This is a genomic window from Sphaerisporangium sp. NPDC051011 (assembly GCF_040653595.1).
In the GTDB taxonomy this organism is placed as follows: Bacteria; Actinomycetota; Actinomycetes; order Streptosporangiales; family Streptosporangiaceae; genus Sphaerisporangium.
This window is the reverse complement of the sequence record NZ_JBFAGG010000005.1, coordinates 406248-422640: the sequence shown is the minus strand read 5'-3', so window position 1 is coordinate 422640 and position 16393 is coordinate 406248. Positions and strand designations below refer to the sequence as shown.

The 16393-nt window shown below is 70.3% G+C and carries 15 protein-coding genes and 1 other RNA gene; 13 read left to right on the top strand and 3 right to left on the bottom strand.

Annotation, left to right across the window (positions count from 1 at the left end; genetic code table 11):
• Positions 1 to 17: 17 nt before the first annotated feature.
• Entirely contained in the window at positions 18 to 1136 is a 1119-nt protein-coding gene (gene prfB, locus AB0H21_RS14675) for a peptide chain release factor 2 (protein ID WP_358516369.1), read from the top strand.
• A gap of 212 nt (positions 1137 to 1348) precedes the next feature.
• Here prfB and AB0H21_RS14670 read toward each other — a convergent pair whose 3' ends face one another.
• On the bottom strand, positions 1349 to 1540 hold the full coding sequence (locus AB0H21_RS14670; RefSeq protein WP_358516366.1) for a hypothetical protein: 192 nt from the start codon (positions 1538 to 1540) through the stop codon (positions 1349 to 1351).
• A gap of 236 nt (positions 1541 to 1776) precedes the next feature.
• On the opposite strand from AB0H21_RS14670, the gene ftsE reads away from it, so the two are divergent.
• From ftsE to AB0H21_RS14635, 7 genes are all read left to right on the top strand, one after another.
• Positions 1777 to 2466 carry a cell division ATP-binding protein FtsE gene (gene ftsE, locus AB0H21_RS14665; RefSeq protein WP_114029179.1) on the top strand — a complete coding sequence of 230 codons (690 nt, stop codon included), beginning with the start codon at positions 1777 to 1779 and terminating at the stop codon, positions 2464 to 2466.
• 34 nt (positions 2467 to 2500) lie between these two features.
• Positions 2501 to 3409, top strand: a complete 909-nt coding sequence (gene ftsX / locus AB0H21_RS14660) for a permease-like cell division protein FtsX (protein ID WP_358516362.1) — start codon at positions 2501 to 2503, stop codon at positions 3407 to 3409.
• A gap of 23 nt (positions 3410 to 3432) precedes the next feature.
• Positions 3433 to 3900 carry an SsrA-binding protein SmpB gene (smpB, locus tag AB0H21_RS14655; RefSeq protein ID WP_358516360.1) on the top strand — a complete coding sequence of 156 codons (468 nt, stop codon included), beginning with the start codon at positions 3433 to 3435 and terminating at the stop codon, positions 3898 to 3900.
• A 7-nt stretch (positions 3901 to 3907) separates the two neighbouring features.
• A complete protein-coding gene (locus tag AB0H21_RS14650; RefSeq protein WP_358516357.1) occupies positions 3908 to 5821 on the top strand; it encodes a penicillin-binding transpeptidase domain-containing protein in 1914 nt (637 codons plus the stop codon).
• Positions 5822 to 6188: 367 nt separating this feature from the next.
• Positions 6189 to 6566: a transfer-messenger RNA gene (gene ssrA / locus AB0H21_RS14645) on the top strand.
• A gap of 253 nt (positions 6567 to 6819) precedes the next feature.
• Positions 6820 to 7503 carry an alpha/beta hydrolase gene (locus AB0H21_RS14640; protein ID WP_358516354.1) on the top strand — a complete coding sequence of 228 codons (684 nt, stop codon included), beginning with the start codon at positions 6820 to 6822 and terminating at the stop codon, positions 7501 to 7503.
• A 174-nt stretch (positions 7504 to 7677) separates the two neighbouring features.
• Positions 7678 to 8013 carry a hypothetical protein gene (locus AB0H21_RS14635; protein WP_358516352.1) on the top strand — a complete coding sequence of 112 codons (336 nt, stop codon included), beginning with the start codon at positions 7678 to 7680 and terminating at the stop codon, positions 8011 to 8013.
• A gap of 26 nt (positions 8014 to 8039) precedes the next feature.
• Here AB0H21_RS14635 and AB0H21_RS14630 read toward each other — a convergent pair whose 3' ends face one another.
• The gene (locus AB0H21_RS14630; RefSeq protein ID WP_358516349.1) at positions 8040 to 9128 is read right to left on the bottom strand and encodes a trypsin-like peptidase domain-containing protein; all 1089 of its coding nucleotides are present in this window, start codon (positions 9126 to 9128) and stop codon (positions 8040 to 8042) included.
• A 213-nt stretch (positions 9129 to 9341) separates the two neighbouring features.
• Between AB0H21_RS14630 and AB0H21_RS14625 the strand changes: the two genes are divergently transcribed.
• Positions 9342 to 10751 carry a hypothetical protein gene (locus tag AB0H21_RS14625; RefSeq protein ID WP_358516346.1) on the top strand — a complete coding sequence of 470 codons (1410 nt, stop codon included), beginning with the start codon at positions 9342 to 9344 and terminating at the stop codon, positions 10749 to 10751.
• Between the two features lie 18 nt (positions 10752 to 10769).
• Here AB0H21_RS14625 and AB0H21_RS14620 read toward each other — a convergent pair whose 3' ends face one another.
• On the bottom strand, positions 10770 to 11036 hold the full coding sequence (locus AB0H21_RS14620; RefSeq protein WP_358516343.1) for a tyrosine-type recombinase/integrase: 267 nt from the start codon (positions 11034 to 11036) through the stop codon (positions 10770 to 10772).
• 74 nt (positions 11037 to 11110) lie between these two features.
• On the opposite strand from AB0H21_RS14620, the gene AB0H21_RS14615 reads away from it, so the two are divergent.
• From AB0H21_RS14615 to AB0H21_RS14600, 4 genes are all read left to right on the top strand, one after another.
• Positions 11111 to 11527, top strand: a complete 417-nt coding sequence (locus AB0H21_RS14615; protein ID WP_358516340.1) for a nuclear transport factor 2 family protein — start codon at positions 11111 to 11113, stop codon at positions 11525 to 11527.
• A 311-nt stretch (positions 11528 to 11838) separates the two neighbouring features.
• Positions 11839 to 14037, top strand: coding sequence for an acyl-CoA dehydrogenase (locus tag AB0H21_RS14610; RefSeq protein WP_358516337.1), 2199 nt, complete (start codon positions 11839 to 11841; stop codon positions 14035 to 14037).
• A gap of 191 nt (positions 14038 to 14228) precedes the next feature.
• Entirely contained in the window at positions 14229 to 15554 is a 1326-nt protein-coding gene (locus AB0H21_RS14605) for an FAD-binding oxidoreductase (protein WP_358516334.1), read from the top strand.
• Entirely contained in the window at positions 15551 to 16327 is a 777-nt protein-coding gene (locus AB0H21_RS14600; protein ID WP_358516331.1) for a decaprenylphospho-beta-D-erythro-pentofuranosid-2-ulose 2-reductase, read from the top strand. Before AB0H21_RS14605 ends, AB0H21_RS14600 begins: the two co-directional genes overlap by 4 nt.
• The last annotated feature ends 66 nt before the right edge of the window (positions 16328 to 16393 follow it).

The window sequence follows — 16393 nt, the reverse complement described above, 5'->3', positions numbered from 1 at the left end:
GCGTACCCTTGGCAGATGTGGCAGCCATCGATCCCGCAGAAGAGATCAACGAGCTTACCGGCACGCTGAAGGGCATTCAGGACGTGCTGGATCTCGACGCAAAGCGCAGGCAGATCGCCGAGCTCGAGGAGCAGGCCGCCGCGCCTGACCTGTGGAACGACCCCGAGGCCGCCCAGAAGGTCACCAGCAGGCTGTCCCATCTGCAGGGCGAGCTCAACCGCGTCGAGACGCTGGTCCGGCGCCTCGATGACGTCGCGGTGCTGTTCGAGCTCGCCGAGGCCGAGGACGACGCGGACACCCGCGAGGAGGCCCTGCGCGAGCTCACCTCCCTGCGCGGCGACGTCAACGCGCTGGAGGTCCGCACGCTGCTGTCGGGCCCCTACGACGCCCGCGAGGCGCTCGTCACGATCAACTCCCAGGCCGGGGGCGTCGACGCCGCCGACTGGGCGCAGATGCTCCTGCGCATGTACCTCCGCTGGGCCGAGCGCAAGAACTACCCCACCGAGGTCTACGACACCAGCTACGCCGAAGAGGCGGGCATCAAGTCGGCCACGTTCACGGTCAAGGCGCCGTACGCCTACGGCACGCTGCGCGGCGAGCACGGCACCCACCGGCTCGTGCGCATCAGTCCGTTCGACAACCAGGGCCGCCGTCAGACCTCGTTCGCGGGTGTGGACATCGTGCCGGTCGTCGAGCAGACCGACCACATCGATATCAACGAGGACGATCTGCGCATCGACGTCTACCGCTCCTCGGGCCCGGGCGGCCAGGGCGTCAACACCACCGACTCGGCGGTGCGCATCACCCACCTGCCCACCGGCATCGTGGTCTCCTGCCAGAACGAGCGCTCCCAGCTGCAGAACCGCGCCTCGGCGATGACGGTCCTGCAGGCCAAGCTCCTGGAGCGCAAGCGGCAGGAAGAGGCCGAGAAGATGTCCGAGCTGCGCGGAGAGACCACCACCTCGTGGGGCACCCAGATCCGCAACTACGTCCTGCACCCGTACCAGATCGTGAAGGACCTGCGGACGTCGGTGGAGGCGGGCAACCCGAGCGCCGTCCTCGACGGCGACCTGGACGAGTTCATCGAGGGCGAGATCCGCTGGATGCGCCGTCAGGAGACCGGCGCGGGCCAGTGACGGCCCGGCGGTGGCGGCCGGCGTGACGGCGGGCGCGCGGGTGACGGCGGGCGCGGCCAGCTGACCACCGCGCGGTCCCTCACCGGCCGGGGCGGCTCACGGCCGCCCGCCGCCCTTGACGACGCCGGGCGGACCCTACGCCTGACTCCGGCTCTACGCCGCTCGCGCGCGCCGGGGCCCGGCGTGCCGCGACCCCGGGAACGGAGCGCCGCTCAGGCGCCGTACAGGTGCTTGAGCGCCAGTGTGAACACCAGCAGCGCGACCAGCACGATCGCGACGAGCATGGGGGACAGGCCGCCCAGCCCATGATGGTGCAGCCTGTCCCTGGTGGCCCGGCACGCGGGGCAGCGTCCCTCGACCACGGGGCCGGCGCACTGTGCGCAGACGAGATGTTCGCAGCTCACGGGATATCTCCCTCTCCACGATGATCGCTTTACCATGCTGTTAGCGAGCGTGGAATCGTTTTGTTTCCGTTATGGACGTTCCATGCCAGTGTTACCCCTAGACTGAGCCTCGGCCAACCGGAACGTCGATCAATGGTAAAGACCGGCGCCCCCCGGCCGGCGAGCAATGCGATGTGGCTCACGCGGCCACTCCCGCTACCGTCCTAACCCCTAGACTGGCATGCCGTGATGCGCCTGTGATCCATTTCGATAATGTCACCAAGGTCTACGTTAACCAGAACCGGCCCGCCCTCGACCACGTCAGCGTGGACGTCGACAAGGGCGAGTTCGTGTTCCTGGTCGGTCCTTCGGGGTCGGGGAAGTCGACCTTTCTCCGGCTGGTCCTGAAGGAGGAGCGCCCCAACTCGGGCGCCATCCATGTCGCCGGCAAGGATCTGGCGCGCCTGTCCAACTTCAAGGTGCCTCACCTGCGGCGCCGCATCGGCTGCGTGTTCCAGGACTTCCGGCTCCTGCCCAACAAGAACGTGTACGAGAACGTGGCCTTCGCGCTGGAGGTCATCGGCAAGCCCCGGCGGTTCATCCGCAAGGTGGTGCCCGAGGTCGTGGAGCTGGTCGGTCTCGAAGGCAAGGCCCACCGCATGCCCGACGAGCTGTCCGGAGGTGAGCAGCAACGGGTCGCCATGGCGCGCGCGTTCGTGAACCGCCCGATGATCCTGCTGGCGGACGAGCCCACGGGTAACATCGACCCCGCCACCAGCATCGGGATCATGAAGGTGCTCGACCGGATCAACCGGACCGGCACCACCGTCGTCATGGCCACCCATGACGCCGCCATCGTCGACTCCATGCGCAAGCGCGTGGTCGAACTCGAGGACGGCAAGATCGTCCGGGACCAGTCGCGCGGCGTCTACGGCCAGGCGTACTGATCACCCAGCGAGAACAACAGGGGACACCCACAGCATGCGGGCAAACTTCATCTTCTCTGAGGTCTGGATCGGCCTTCGCCGTAACCTCACGATGACGATCGCGGTCATCGTGACCGTGGCCATCGGCATGGCGCTGCTCGGCATTGGGCTGATGATCAACGCGCAGGTCGGGAACATGAGCAACTACTGGACCGACAAGGTCCAGCTCTCGGCGTTCCTGTGCAAGAAGAACGACCCCTTCGAGGCCTGCAAGGGCCGCGGCGCGGTCAGCGCCCAGGAGAAGCAGGCGCTGCAGGCGAAGATCCAGAGCTTGCCGCAGGTCGAGAGGGTGGACTTCGAGGGCCAGCAGCGGGCCTACGAGAACTTCAAGGCCGCCTACAGCAGCAACAGCGTGTTCCTCTCCGCGGTGAAGGTAGAGGACATGCCCGAGTCGTTCCGGGTCAAGCTCAAGGACCCGAATGACTACAAGGCGGTCTTCGACGTGCTCAGCGGCTCGCCCGGGGTGTCCAACGTCGTCAACGACCAGCAGCTCCTGGACAAGTTCTTCGGGCTCATGGGCAAGCTGCGCTGGGCCGCGCTGATCGTGGCGCTGATCCAGGTGTTCGCGGCCATCCTGCTGATCGGCAACACCGTGCGGCTGTCCGCCTACAACCGCAGACGCGAGACCGGCATCATGCGCCTGGTCGGCGCCTCCAACCTCTACATCCAGTTGCCGTTCGTCATGGAGGGCACCATCGCCGGCCTGGTGGGCGGCGTGATCTCGGCGGTCATGCTGATGTTCGCCAAGATCGTGCTGTTCGACGGCATGAAGCAGTACTTCGTGCTGTCCACCCAGCTCGGCTGGAGCGAGGTCGCCCAGGTCATCACCCTGACGACCGTGGTGGGCGTCCTGATCTGTATCTTGGCCTCCTTCGTCACGCTCCGGCGATACCTGAGGGTGTGACGAGCCCCGGTAGGCTCGCAGTTATGCCACGTGAGACCGGGCGTAAGCTCATCGCCCAGAACAAGCGTGCCCGGCACGACTACCACATCGAGGACACCTACGAGGCCGGGCTCGTCCTCATGGGCACGGAGGTGAAATCCCTCCGTGCCGGTCGCGCGAGCCTGACGGACGGGTTCGCCCAGGTGAAGGATGACGAGGTGTGGCTGATGAACATCCACATCCCCGAGTACCACATGGGCACGTGGACCAACCACGCCGCGCGCCGGCCGCGCAAACTGCTGCTCCACCGCAAGGAGATCGGCAAGCTCGTCGCCAAGACGAAGGAGTCCGGCCTGACCCTGGTTCCCCTGTCGCTGTACTTCAAGGACGGCAGGGCCAAGGTCGAGATCGGGCTGGCCCGAGGCAAGAAGACGTGGGACAAGCGGCACGACCTCGCGGAGAAGCAGGCCGATCGCGAGATGGCACGCGCCCTGCGTCACCGCAACCGATGAGGACGACGTGCTGGCCGTGCGCATGAGAAGAGCGTTGTCGTCGGGGCTCGCCCTCGCCGTGGTCGCCCCGCTGGCGTCCGGCTGCTTCGCCGAGCCGTCGCCGCACGAGGCCGTCAGCGAGTTCCTCGTCGGCTGGCAGTCCGGTCACTTCGACGAGGCCGCCGAGCGCGCCGACGGCGACCCCAAGGTCGTGAAGAAGGCCCTGGAGGACACCGGGCTCCAGCTCGACGCCGCGTCGATCCGCTTCTCGCTGAAGGGGCTGACGACCAACGGCGACACCGCCGACGCCAAGTTGCGCGTCCAGGTCGACCTCGGGGACAACAACCCCCTGTGGCAGTACGACAACCACCTGCCGCTGCACCTGGTGGACGGGCGGTGGAAGGTCCGCTGGTCGCCGAGCGTCATCCACCCGGAGCTGCGCGAGGGGCAGCGCTTCGCCGTGGAGGTCTCCACCGAGGGCCGCCAGCCCATCGAGGACCGCAACGGCGACGCCCTCCAGGAGGAGGCCACGCTCTACGTCGCGGGCGTCTACCCGGCCCGGGTCAAGGACCCGGTCGGGGTGTGCGAGCGGCTGTTCCACCTCACCGGCTTCGCCCAGGACCGGCTGCTCAGCCGCATCCGCTCCGCCCCGCCGCAGGACTTCGTGCCGCTCGTCACCTTCGGCGGCCGCAAGTACGCCCAGCTTCGCAACCGGCTGGACGAGATCCCCGACCTGACGATCGACAAGAAGCTGCAGCCGGTCGCGCCCGCCGAGCCGGCCGACATCATCGGCAAGGTCGGCGCCATCACCCCCGAGACCGAGCAGCAGCTCGGCGGCCCGCAGCGGGCGGGCGACACCGTCGGGCAGGGCGGCCTGCAGAAGGCCTACCAGGACCAGCTCACCGGCTCCACCGGCACCAAGGTCATCACCTACGACCTGAAGACCAGCGAGCCGGTCGCCGAGCTCGCCAAGTGGCCCGGCCGGTCCAACACGACCTCGGTGAAGACCACCATCGACAAGGGCGTGCAGCGGGCCGCCGACCTCGCCGTCAGCGGTACGGCGCCCGCCACGCTCGTCGCGGTCAAGGCGTCCACCGGCGAGATCCTCGCCGTCGGCGCCCACGAGATGGACCAGGAGCGCGACGCGCTGGCCGGCAAGTACCCTGCGGGCACCACCTTCTCGATCATCGCCGCCGAGGCGCTGCTCAGGGCCGGGGTCGACCCCGCGCAGAAGGTGCCGTGCCCGGCCGACCGCACCGTCGGAGGCGCGCGCTTCCAGCAGACCTCCGCCCCCGCGGGGACGTCGCCGTCCATCAAGGCCGGGTTCGCCCAGGGGTGCGTCACCGCGCTGGCCTCGCTGGCCCGCCGGGTGGACGCCGACGAGCTGACCCAGACGGCCGCGCAGTTCGGCATCGGAGTGGGCTGGAGCCTGCCGCTGCGGTCCTTCAGCGGAACGGTCCCCCAGGCCGCGTCGGACGCCGCGAAGGCCAAGATCATCGCCGGTAGGACGGTGCGGGTCAGCCCGCTGAGCATGGCCCTGGTCGCGGGCGCGGTGGCGTCCGGCACCTGGCGGCCCCCCACGCTCGTCACCTCGCCCGCGGCGCCGGACAGCTCCTCGGAGGTCGCCCCCGCGCCGCCGCCCAAGCCCATCCCGCTCGACCCCACCACGCTCGGCGGCCTGCGCGCGCTGATGCGCGCGGGCGTCACCTCCGGCACGGCCGCCATGGCCGCCGCCCCGGGCAAAGACGTCCACGGTGTGGCCGCGGCCCTCACGTACATGGACAAGAAGCGCCCGGCGAACCTGGCGTGGTTCGTGGGCTGGCAGGGCGACATCGCCGTCGCCGTCCTGACCCAGACCGCGAACGCGCCCGCCGCCGCCCAGATGGCCGGTCAGTTCTTCCGCGCGGCCTCCGCGGCCCCCGCCACGACCCCCGCGAGCTGAGCGGCCCGGCGGAGAAAAATATTGCGCGGGGCGAGCAACCATCGGGGGCTCGTCCTGCGTCTTTCTGGGTGACTGGGCACCGCTTGGGGGTTGCGGACTCAGTCGCCGTGATGAGACCAGGGCTTCATCTCGGGGGAAGCCCTGCCGTCCGGACCGGCTCGACCCTGCCGGTCGGCCCCCGGGGGTGTGCGCCTCGTGCCACGCCTCCGGGGGTTTCGGCGTTCCGAGGCGAGATGACGCGGCCTCCCGGCTATGGATCCGGGGGATGTTCGCCTGGCCGCCCTCCGGGGAATCAAGTTGGCACGGAGGGTGTTGCCTAGAGTATCTTCGGTTTGCTCGGTCTCGAGAGAGATCGGGCGCCACTCCAGGGGGTGACTGGTTTCGACTTCGGCATGTCACGCCAGGGGAAGCGGGTCGAGGACTGCGGACATAACCTCGTTAACACTGTGACCGCAAAGAAATAAGTGCCAATAACACGCGCACTCAGGGCCAGCTGGCCCTCGCCGCCTGAGCGAGGACCTCGCCCTTGTCAGCCCGGGATCGCCTCCGGCCCGGACCTGGCATCGCTAGGAGGCTAAACCGATCGACCCGGTCACGGGGCCGATAGGGAAACCTAACAGTGACTGAGCCCGTCGGCGACTTGCCTGCGTGATCGCCGGGGCTGAGAAAATCGCAGCAGGCTGCACCCGGAGAAGCCCTGTCGTGGTGTTGAAGGACGCGGGTTCGATTCCCGCCACCTCCACCACCCATTCGGAGCCCCGCCCACATCGTGGACGGGGCTCTCGTCTTGTGCGCGGCATGGCCATCGCTTAGCCCGGGTCTACGCCGAGCTCGGTATCAGCGGCCGCTCCGAACTCGCCGCTCTTCTCGAGGTCGACCCCCGCACCGCGCCGACGGATGATCCAGCGCTCCGGGATGGTGTCCGGTGCCACCGTTTTGTATTCGTCTCGGCGCGAACGTCTCTTCTGGTAAAGCCGGTTCACGGCTACGTTGGCGCCATGAGTGATCTTCAGGCTGCGCGGGTGAACGGAATCCGGCTGGTGTACCGGGTCGAGGGGGATCCGGAGGCGCCGCCGGTCGTGCTCCTGCCGGGCCGGGGATCCGATCACACGAGCTGGGACGAGGCGATCGGGCAGCTCGCCGCGTCCTGGCGGGTGTACGCCCCTGACCTGCGGGGGCACGGCCAGAGCGAGTGGCCCGGCGACTACGCACTGGAATCGATGCGCGACGACGTGGTGGCGTTGCTCGATCACCTCGGCGTGCAACGGGCGGCGCTGGTCGGGCACTCGCTGGGCGGCGTGGTCGCGGTCCTGATCGCGGAGGAGTACCCGGACCGCGTCGCGCGGATGGTGCTGGAGGACGTGCCGCTGCCGGTCCCCGCCGGGCAGCCTGTCCCCGAGCGGCCGGCCGATCCGTTCCCCTTTGACTGGGCGATGGTCGAGCAGACCGCCCATCAGCGCAACAACCCCGACCCCGCGTGGCTGAAGAGGCTCGGCGAGATCACCGCGCCGACCCTCGTCCTCGCCGGCGGCGCGGCCAGCCACCTGCCCCAGGACCAGGTCGCCGACCTGGCGGTGCGCGTTCCCGGCGCCGAACTGGTCACCATCGAGGCCGGTCACGAGATCCACAAGAACCGCCCGGACGAGTTCCTCGCCGCCGTGACCGCCTTCCTCTCCCGCTGACCGAGTCGGACGACCACCCCCGGGCGTCCGAGGAGAGACGGACCCGCCCGCTTCTCCGCGTCACCGTCCGCGGGCGTCGCGCCGGGGCGGCGGCGGGTTCGCGACACGCCACAGAGCCTGCGGGTTTGCCCGGGTGTTAGGGAAGGAGTGCGGGGGATCGCGACAATCCGTCCCATGGCCTCAATCCCGCGCGATGATGTCGCCGCCACGCTCGCGGCTCGGCGTGAGCTCGGAACCGACTACGAGGACGCGCTCGCCGACGCGCTCGTTGAGCGCATCGGGACCACCATCGACGAGCGCATCGACGCCAAGCTCGCCACCCAGGAGCGGCGCACGGGGACGTTCAAGGTCACGCCCACCGCGGCGGCCGTGGTCAGCGGGCTCGGGATGGGCGGCCTGTTCGCCGTCATCGGCCGTGCCGACCTGGGGTTCGCCGCCGTGCTGTGGGTGATCCTCGCCGTGGCGGCGGTCGCCTTCCTACTCGGGAGATGGCGGCGCGCCAAGTCCTGATACTTCCGGTGCACAGCCCGGCGGGGTCAGCCTCCCGAGAGGACTCCGAGGGTGACCGTCGCCGTCGTGGTCTTCCCGTCGGGGTGGAGTAGTTCCACGCTGGCCTTCGATCCCGGGCGGAGCGTGGCGAGGACCTCCGCGAGGGCCGCCGCGGTCGGGGTCGGCTTGCCGTTCACGTTGAGGATGATGTCGCCCGGCCGGATGCCGGCCTTGGCGGCGCCGCTGTTCGCGTCCACCTGGGCGACCCCGACGCCGACCGGCTGGCCGTTGGGCCCGACGACGGTGTTGACCCGGACGCCGAGGGCGGCGCGGCGCGTGTTGGTCACCCGGCCGTGCTTGATGATCTGGTCGGCGACGTCCTTGGCGGTGCTACTCGGGATCGCGAACCCGATGCCCGGCGCCGCGCCGCCTCCCAGCTCCGGGTTGATCGCCGCGAGCGTCGGGATGCCGATGACCTGGCCCGCGAGGTTCGCCAGCGCGCCGCCGCTGTTGCCCGGGTTGATGGACGCGGACGTCTGGATCGCGTTGGTGATCGTCGCGCCCGGCGATCCCTCGCCCTGGGGTTCGGTCACCGTGCGGCCGAGCGCGGAGATGATGCCGTTCGTCACGCTGCCGGATAGTCCGAGCGGATTGCCCATGGCGAGCACGATCTGACCGACCCGCAGCTTGTTGGAATCGCCGAAGGTGGCCGGGGCCAGGCCCGAGCGGTCGGTGACCCGGATGACGGCCAGGTCGCCGAGCGGGTAGGACGCGACGAGCTTGGCCTTGCGCGGCTTGCCGCCCGTGGCCAGCGTCACCTCGAAGTCCGTGGACTTCCCGACGACGTGGGCGTTCGTCACGATGTGCCCGTTCGTGTCGTACACGACCCCCGAACCGAGGCCCCCGCGCGTGGTGATCTGCACGATCGACGGCAGGACCTGGCGGATGGTCCGCTCGTACGCCTGCTCCTCCGCCACGGGGCCGGTGGAGGTGGGCGCGTTGCCCGTTCGGCCGCCGGTCACATCGGGTGGTCCCGTGAGGCCGCACCCGCTGACCACCAGGACCCCGGCCACCCCGGCGGTGATGACGTGCCGGCGCGCGCGCCGGACACGCCGGTTACCTGGTGTCGTTGCCATGGGGGAGGTGATTCCCGACCTCGTGGAAGATACTCACCGTTTGGGGCCAATGGGTAGATCTTGGTGCAGCCTAGGTGAAGCATGGCCGACGCGACGGACCGTGAAATTCTTGGTACAGGCACCACGTTCTCTACCTGGTGGAACGCCTGATTCGCCCTACGTGACGTGCATACCAGGCCTCCTGGATCACCATTTCTGACGTAGTCTGCCGACATGGCGGACGGCGTGGAAAAGACCCCTGACCGCCCTGGCTCGGGGCGGCCATCTTCCTACGTTCCGTCCTACGACGCGCCGACCACGCCGATGCCGCGGGTGACGCCCGAGCAACTGGAGGCCTTCGTCCAGGCCGCCAAGGACCGCTCGGCGGCGGGCCGGGTCCTCGCCCGTGAGCCCGCGGACGGCGCAGACGGCGCCGGCGATGTCGGCAACGCGGAAGCCGTCGCCACGGAAACCACGGACGGTCCCGACGACACCGGCGACGAGGCCGACGTCGAGGACACAGGTGACACGGCGAACGTCCGGCGCCCAAGTGGACCGTTCCTCCACCCGTACGGCCGATCCGCCGCGAACGGGCAGGTCAGGGCCGGTACGCCCGCCCGGCGCCGTCCGGGGTCCGGCGAGAACGAGCCGGGCGAGGCGTCCGGAGTCTCGGTGTGGAGCGCCGGGTCGGTGCCCGAATCCGTGCCTGAATCCGTGCCCGAATCCATGCCCGGGTCCGGGGCTGAGTCCGTGCCCGAGTCCGTGCCCGGGTTCGTGCCTGACGCCGCCCCGCCCGCCGCTCGCTCGCCCGTCCTCGACCGGCTCGCCGTCCGCTCGGAGGGCTCCGTTGACCGTGTCCAGGATCCGGTCGTCCGTGCCCAGGACCCGGCCCGGGATCGCCGGCAGCCTCGCTGGGTGCGGGCCCTGCTGCTCCGAGCCGGAGATATCCCCATAAGAGCGGTGTACGGGATCGCCGCGGCGATCGTCACGGCGATCATCGTCGTCCTCATCTTCACCCTGTTCTCCGGGGACAAGCCCGAACGCGTGCCGGTGACCCCCGCCCAGGCCGGCGGCCCCGCGTCCCGGACCCCGCGCGCGCCGACGCCGATCGCCGTCCCGCCGGTCCCCGCAGCCAAGGCCATGATGGTCTTCCCCGCCCCCGGTTCGCGCGTCACGTCCGTCGTGGCCGACCGGACGGCCGGAATCAGCTACGCGCGGTACGACTCCCCGTGGGCGAACACGTCCAAGGACGGCTTCTCGGCCGCGCAGAAGGCCGGGTCGGGACGCCGGCAGGCGCTGATCGGCTCGGGCCCGCTGCCGGTCGCCGTGCCGAAGCCGCCCGCGACGTACGAGGACTACCGCAAGCTGGCGGGCAAGGCGGTCAAGTGGAGCCTGAAGTACCAGCCCGCCGGTTCCCGCTTCGCCTGGACGGTGTCGCAGAAGGCCCGCTACAACCTCGGGTGGCTGCTCGGCTACAAGGTCACTTATGTCGCCGGAGGGAAGAAGCACACGTCGCAGGCGTACGTGATGGTCGTCGCGACCGGGAAGAAGAAGCCCGCGATGCTGTTCGCCAGCGTGCCGGACACGAGCAAGGCCCTCTACTACGACCTCAACATGCTCTTCTGGACGACCCGCGCCCTCTGACCGCCTCTGACCAGCGTCTTAGCGTGCATCGCCGACCGCTGTTCCGTCGCTGTTCCGCAAAGCAAGCTTGATCATGGATTCGATGGCGCTGCGCCCGAGATCCTCATCATCGGGGAACAGGTGGCCATAGGTGTCCATCGTCTCGGAGATCCTCGAATGGCCAAGGCGAGACTGGATCACCTTCGGGTTCAGGTTCGCCCTGATCAGACTCGACGCATAGAAGTGTCGAAGATCATGAAAGCGGGTGCCCTTCGGCAGGCCGGTCGCCTTGATGGCTTGTCCCAAGCTGCACGAGAACCCTCAGGTAACATCTGTCGTGCGAGCCGGCGACATTCCTTCTGGTCATGAGGGGCTAACGGGTGAACAGCGCAAGTGATCCTGAAGCCGATATCCGGGCTCGGCTCCAGCAGCACTGGGAGGCATCCGAACGCGGGGACGTCGAGGCTGAGCACGCGATCTACGCTGCAGACGCGATCCTGGACTACCCGCAGTCGGGCGAGCGCTTCAGAGGCCGGTCAAGGATCCAAGCGCAACGCGGCGGGCACCCGGCCGAACGCCACTTCACCATCCGCCGGATCCTGGGCGGCAGCGACCTTTGGGTGAGCGAGTGCGTGATCACCTATGAGGGCGTGCCCACATACTCGCTCAGCGTCATGGAGATCACCGATGGTCTCGTAACGCACGAGACCCAGTACTTCGCCGACCCCTTCCCCGCGCCTCCCGGGCGCGCTGCGCTAGCTGAGCCGATTCCGGTCCGCGACCAAAAAGCCGATTGAGCTGTCGGGTCGACGACATGCTCTTCTGGACGACCCGCGCCCTCTGACCCGGAACCGGCGCTTCGGTGGGTGACTCAGTGTGAGCGTGCCGGTTTGGCGGGTGGCGTCGTGGTATCGGTGCACCTGCGCCTGGTTCGTCCAGATGCGCGGCGATCCGGTGGGCCGCGGGCGGATGGGCGGATCCGCACATGGTGACGCAGTGTAGCGGGTAGCTTGGTCGGCGGCCGGTAACTGGGCGGTCCATGGTTGACCATGGAAGCATCTTCTAGAATATAATTCTGTCACGTCTGGAGTCCGAACCGGAGGGTGACATGGCGATCGGGTTGAGCGAAGAGCACGAGGCGCTGCGCGAGTCCGTGAGCGGCTGGGCCGAGCGCAACATCCCCCCCGAAGCCGTGCGGTCGGCCATCGGCGCGGACGCCGCGGAGCGGCCCGCCTTCTGGTCCGGGCTCGCCGGGCAGGGGCTGCTCGGCCTGCACGTCCCCGAGGAGTTCGGCGGCGGCGGCTTCGGCCTGCTGGAGACGGCGGTGGCCGTCGAGGCGCTCGGCGAGCGCGTCGCGCCCGGCCCGTACGTGCCCACGGTGCTGGCCTCGGCCGTGATCCTCGCCTCCGACGGCAAGGCCCGCGCCGAGTTGCTGCCCGGCCTGGCAGACGGCTCGCTGGCCGGCGCCGTGGCCCTCGGTGGCTCGCTCACCGCGACCCGGTCCGGCGACGGCGCCCTCACGGTCAGCGGCACCGCCGACCTGGTGCTCGGCGCGACGCTCGCCGACGTGCTCGTCCTGCCGGTGCGCACCGACCGGGGCGAGCAATGGATCGCCCTGGACAGGGACGCCGTGACCGTCACGCCCGTCAGGAGCCTGGACCTCACCCGCGCGGTGGCCAAGGTCGAGGCCGACGCCGTGACCGTGCCGGCGGACCGCCTCCTCGACGGCCTCACCGGCGAGGACGTCCGGAACACGGCGGCGGTCCTGCTCGGCGCCGAGGCGGCCGGCGTCGCCGCGTGGTGCGTGCGGGCCGCCGCCGAGTACGCCAAGGTGCGCGTGCAGTTCGGCCGTCCGATCGGCCAGTTCCAGGGCGTCAAGCACAAGGCGGCGCGCATGCTGGTCGCGCTGGAGCAGGCCCGCGCGACCGTCTGGGACGCGACCCGCGCCACCGGCGACGAGCTCGGCTACGCCGCGGCCGTCGCCGGAGTGATGGCCCCGGACGCCGCCGTGCAATGTGCCAAGGACGCAATTCAGATCTTCGGCGGCATCGGCTACACGTTCGAGCACGACGCCCACCTCTACTACCGCCGCGCGCTCACTCTGCGCGCGCTGCTCGGCCCGTCGGCCGCGTGGGCGGGCGCGGTGGCGTCGTACGCGCTGTCGGGTGTCACGCGGGAGATGCGCATCGACCTGCCGGAGGAGTCCGAGGCGCTGCGCGCGGCGATCCGCGACGAGATCGCCGCGATCGCGGCGCTGGAGGGCAAGGAGCAGAAGCGCGCCCTGGCGGCGAAGGGCTTCGTCATGCCCCACCTCCCGGCCCCCTGGGGACGGGACGCCTCGCCGCTGGAGCAGGTGCTCATCCAGCAGGAGCTGAAGACCGCGGGGGTTCGCCTGCCGCAGATGATCATCGGCGCGTGGGTGGTGCCGTCCATCGCGGCGTACGGCACCCCTGAACAGCAGGAACGGTTCCTGCCGTCCACGCTCTCCGGCGAGCTGATCTGGTGTCAGCTCTTCAGCGAGCCGGGCGCGGGCTCCGACCTGGCGTCGCTGCAGATGAAGGCCGAGAAGGTCGAGGGCGGCTGGCGGCTCAACGGCCAGAAGATCTGGACGTCCGTTGCGCACGTCGCCGAATGGGGCATCTGCATCGCCCGCACGGACCCCTCCAAGCCCAAGCACGACGGCATCACCTACTTCCTGGTGGACATGAAGGCGCCCGGCGTCACCGTGCGGCCGCTCACCGAGATGACCGGCGAGAACATGTTCAACGAGGTGTTCTTCGACGACGTCTTCGTCCCGGACGACCTGGTGGTGGGCGAGGTCGGCGAGGGCTGGCGGGTGGCGCGCAACACGCTGTCCAACGAGCGCGTCTCCCTGTCGTCCGGGTCGGGCGGCACCGGCTCGTCGGTCCCCGACCTGCTCGGCCTGGCCTCCCGTCTCGGGCGTGAGCTGACCGAGGCCGAGCGGCTGGAGCTGGCCGGGGTGGTGTGCGAGGGGCACTCGATCAACGCGCTGAGCCTGCGGGTCACGCTCAAGCAGCTCGCCGGGTCCGAGCCGGGCGCGGACGCGTCGGTGCGCAAGCTGCTGTCCACCTCGCACGCGCAGCACGTCTCGGAGTGCGCGGTGAGCCTGCTCGGCACGTCCGCCGTGATCGCCGCCGACATGAAGCTGGGCGACGCGGGCCACTGGAACCGGGCCGTCCTCTCCACGCGCGCCATGACGATCTACGGCGGCACGACGGAGGTGCAGCTCAACATCATCGGCGAGCGCATGCTGGGCCTTCCCCGCGACCCCGAGCCGGGCAAGTAGGCGAGGAGGACGGGGGCCGGACCGCCGGCTCGGCGCCGTGAGCGAATCTCGGGCCGGGGGGATCGGCCGGTGCGAGGGAAGATGCTGGACATTTCGCGTTACCGAATGTTTCGGTTACCGGCGCGGCGGGGCCATGCCGTCACCCTCTAGGGTGTGAGCATCGTCCTGCTCGCCGTCCGAATCCAGGTGAGATGACCCTCCTGACCGGCTGGGGGCGCACCGCCCCCACGCCCGCCACGCTCGTCGCGCCGCGCACGGCCGAACAGCTCGCCGCGCTCGTCGCCGACGCGCCCCCGCGCGGTCTCGTCGCCCGGGGCCTCGGCCGCGCGTACGGCGACGCCGCCCAGAACGCGGGCGGGGTCGTCGTGGACCTCACCCGCCTGGAGCCGCGCTGGTCGTTCGACCCCGAGACGGGCGTGGTGACCGCCTCGGCGGGGACGAGCCTGCACGAGCTGATGACCGCCCTGGTGCCCAAGGGCTGGTTCGTCCCCGTCAGCCCGGGGACGCGGTACGTCACCGTGGGCGGGGCCGTCGCCGCCGACGTGCACGGCAAGAACCACCACGTCGACTCGTCCCTCGGGGCTCACCTGCGCTCGCTGAGGCTGCTCACGGCCGACGGGACGATCCGCACGCTGACCCCGCCGGACGAGCTGTTCTGGGCCACCGTCGGAGGCATGGGCCTCACCGGCGTGATCGTCGAGGCGAGCTTCGGCTGCGTGCCGATCGAGACCTCGCGCGTGCGGGTGGACGTCGAGCGCACGCGCGACCTGGACCACACGCTGGAGGTCATGGCGGCCACCGACGACGGGTACCGCTACGCCGTGGCCTGGATCGACCTGCTCGCCCGCGGCCCGCGCATGGGACGCAGCGTGCTGACCCGCGGTGACCACGCGCGCCGCGAGGAGCTTCCGCGCGGGCACGACCCGCTGGCCTTCGCGCCGTCCTCGCGGCTGACCGCGCCGCCGTGGGCGCCGAACGGGCTGCTCAACCGGCTCACCGTGCGCGCGTTCAACGAGGCCTGGTACGCGAAGGCGCGCGAGCGGCGGATCATCCAGGACATCGCGCCGTTCTTCCACCCTCTGGACTTCGTCCAGGGATGGAATCGGATCTACGGCTCGCGGGGGTTCGTCCAGTACCAGTTCGTCGTCCCCTTCGGCGGGGAAGGCGCGTTGCGGCGGGTCGTGTCCCGGTTGTCCGCCGAGGGCGTGGTGTCGTTCCTCACCGTCCTCAAGCGGTTCGGCGCGGGCACGCCCGGCATGCTGTCCTTCCCGATGCCCGGCTGGACGCTCACGCTCGACATCCCGGCCGGTCACCCTGGGCTCGCCGAGTTGCTGCGCGAGTTCGACGCCTGGGTGGCCGAGGCCGGCGGGCGCCTCTACCTGGCCAAGGACGCGCGGATGCGCGCCGAGCTGCTGCCCGTGATGTACCCGCGGCTTCAGGAATGGGCGAAGATACGGCAGATGGCGGACCCCGGCGGCGTGTTCCGCTCCGACCTGGCGAGGAGGCTGGGCCTGTGAAGAACGCCCTCGGTTCGGTGGACTCGGTGTTGCTGCTCGGGGGGCGCAGCGAGATCGGGCTCGCGGTGGTGGAGCGCCTGGTGCGCGCCGGCGCCCGCAAGGTCGTGCTCGCCGCGCGCCCCGGCACGTCCGCCGAGGTGAGCGATCCCGAGGACGGGACGGCCGCGCGGCTCGTGGCGCTCGGCGCCGAGGTCCATCGGCTGGACTTCGACGCGGCCCGGCCCGAGACGCACGGCAAGGTGATCGACTCCGCCGCCGATCTGGCCGGAGACCTCGACGTCGTGATCGCCGCCTTCGGCGTGCTCGGGGACCAGGCCGCCTACGAGCGGGACCCGGTCGCGGCGGCGGAGTCCGTGGCCGTCAACCTCGCCGGTCACGTCTCGGCCGGCCTGTTCGCGGCCCGCCGCCTGCGCGAGCAGGGCCACGGCACGCTGGTCGTCCTTTCGTCGGTGGCGGGGGTGCGCGTGAGGCGGGCGAACTTCGTGTACGGCGCGTCCAAGGCGGGCCTGGACGGCTTCGCGCAGGGCCTGGGGGACTCCCTGCACGGGTCCGGCGCCCGGGTGATGGTGGTACGGCCGGGTTTCGTCAAGGGACGGATGACGGCCGGACTGCCGCCCGCCCCCATGTCCTCCACGCCGGGCGAGGTCGCGGACGCGGTCGTCCAGGGTCTGCGCGACGGCGCCGAGACCGTGTGGGCCCCGGCCAGGCTCCGCCTCGTCTTCACCCTCATGCGCGCCCTTCCCCGCCCGCTCTGGCGGCGCCTGCCGCGTTAGGGGCACGGAAAGCGCCGCCGTCCCTGGTGGGGACGGCGGCGCCGTGTTTCCACGTTTCTACGCTTC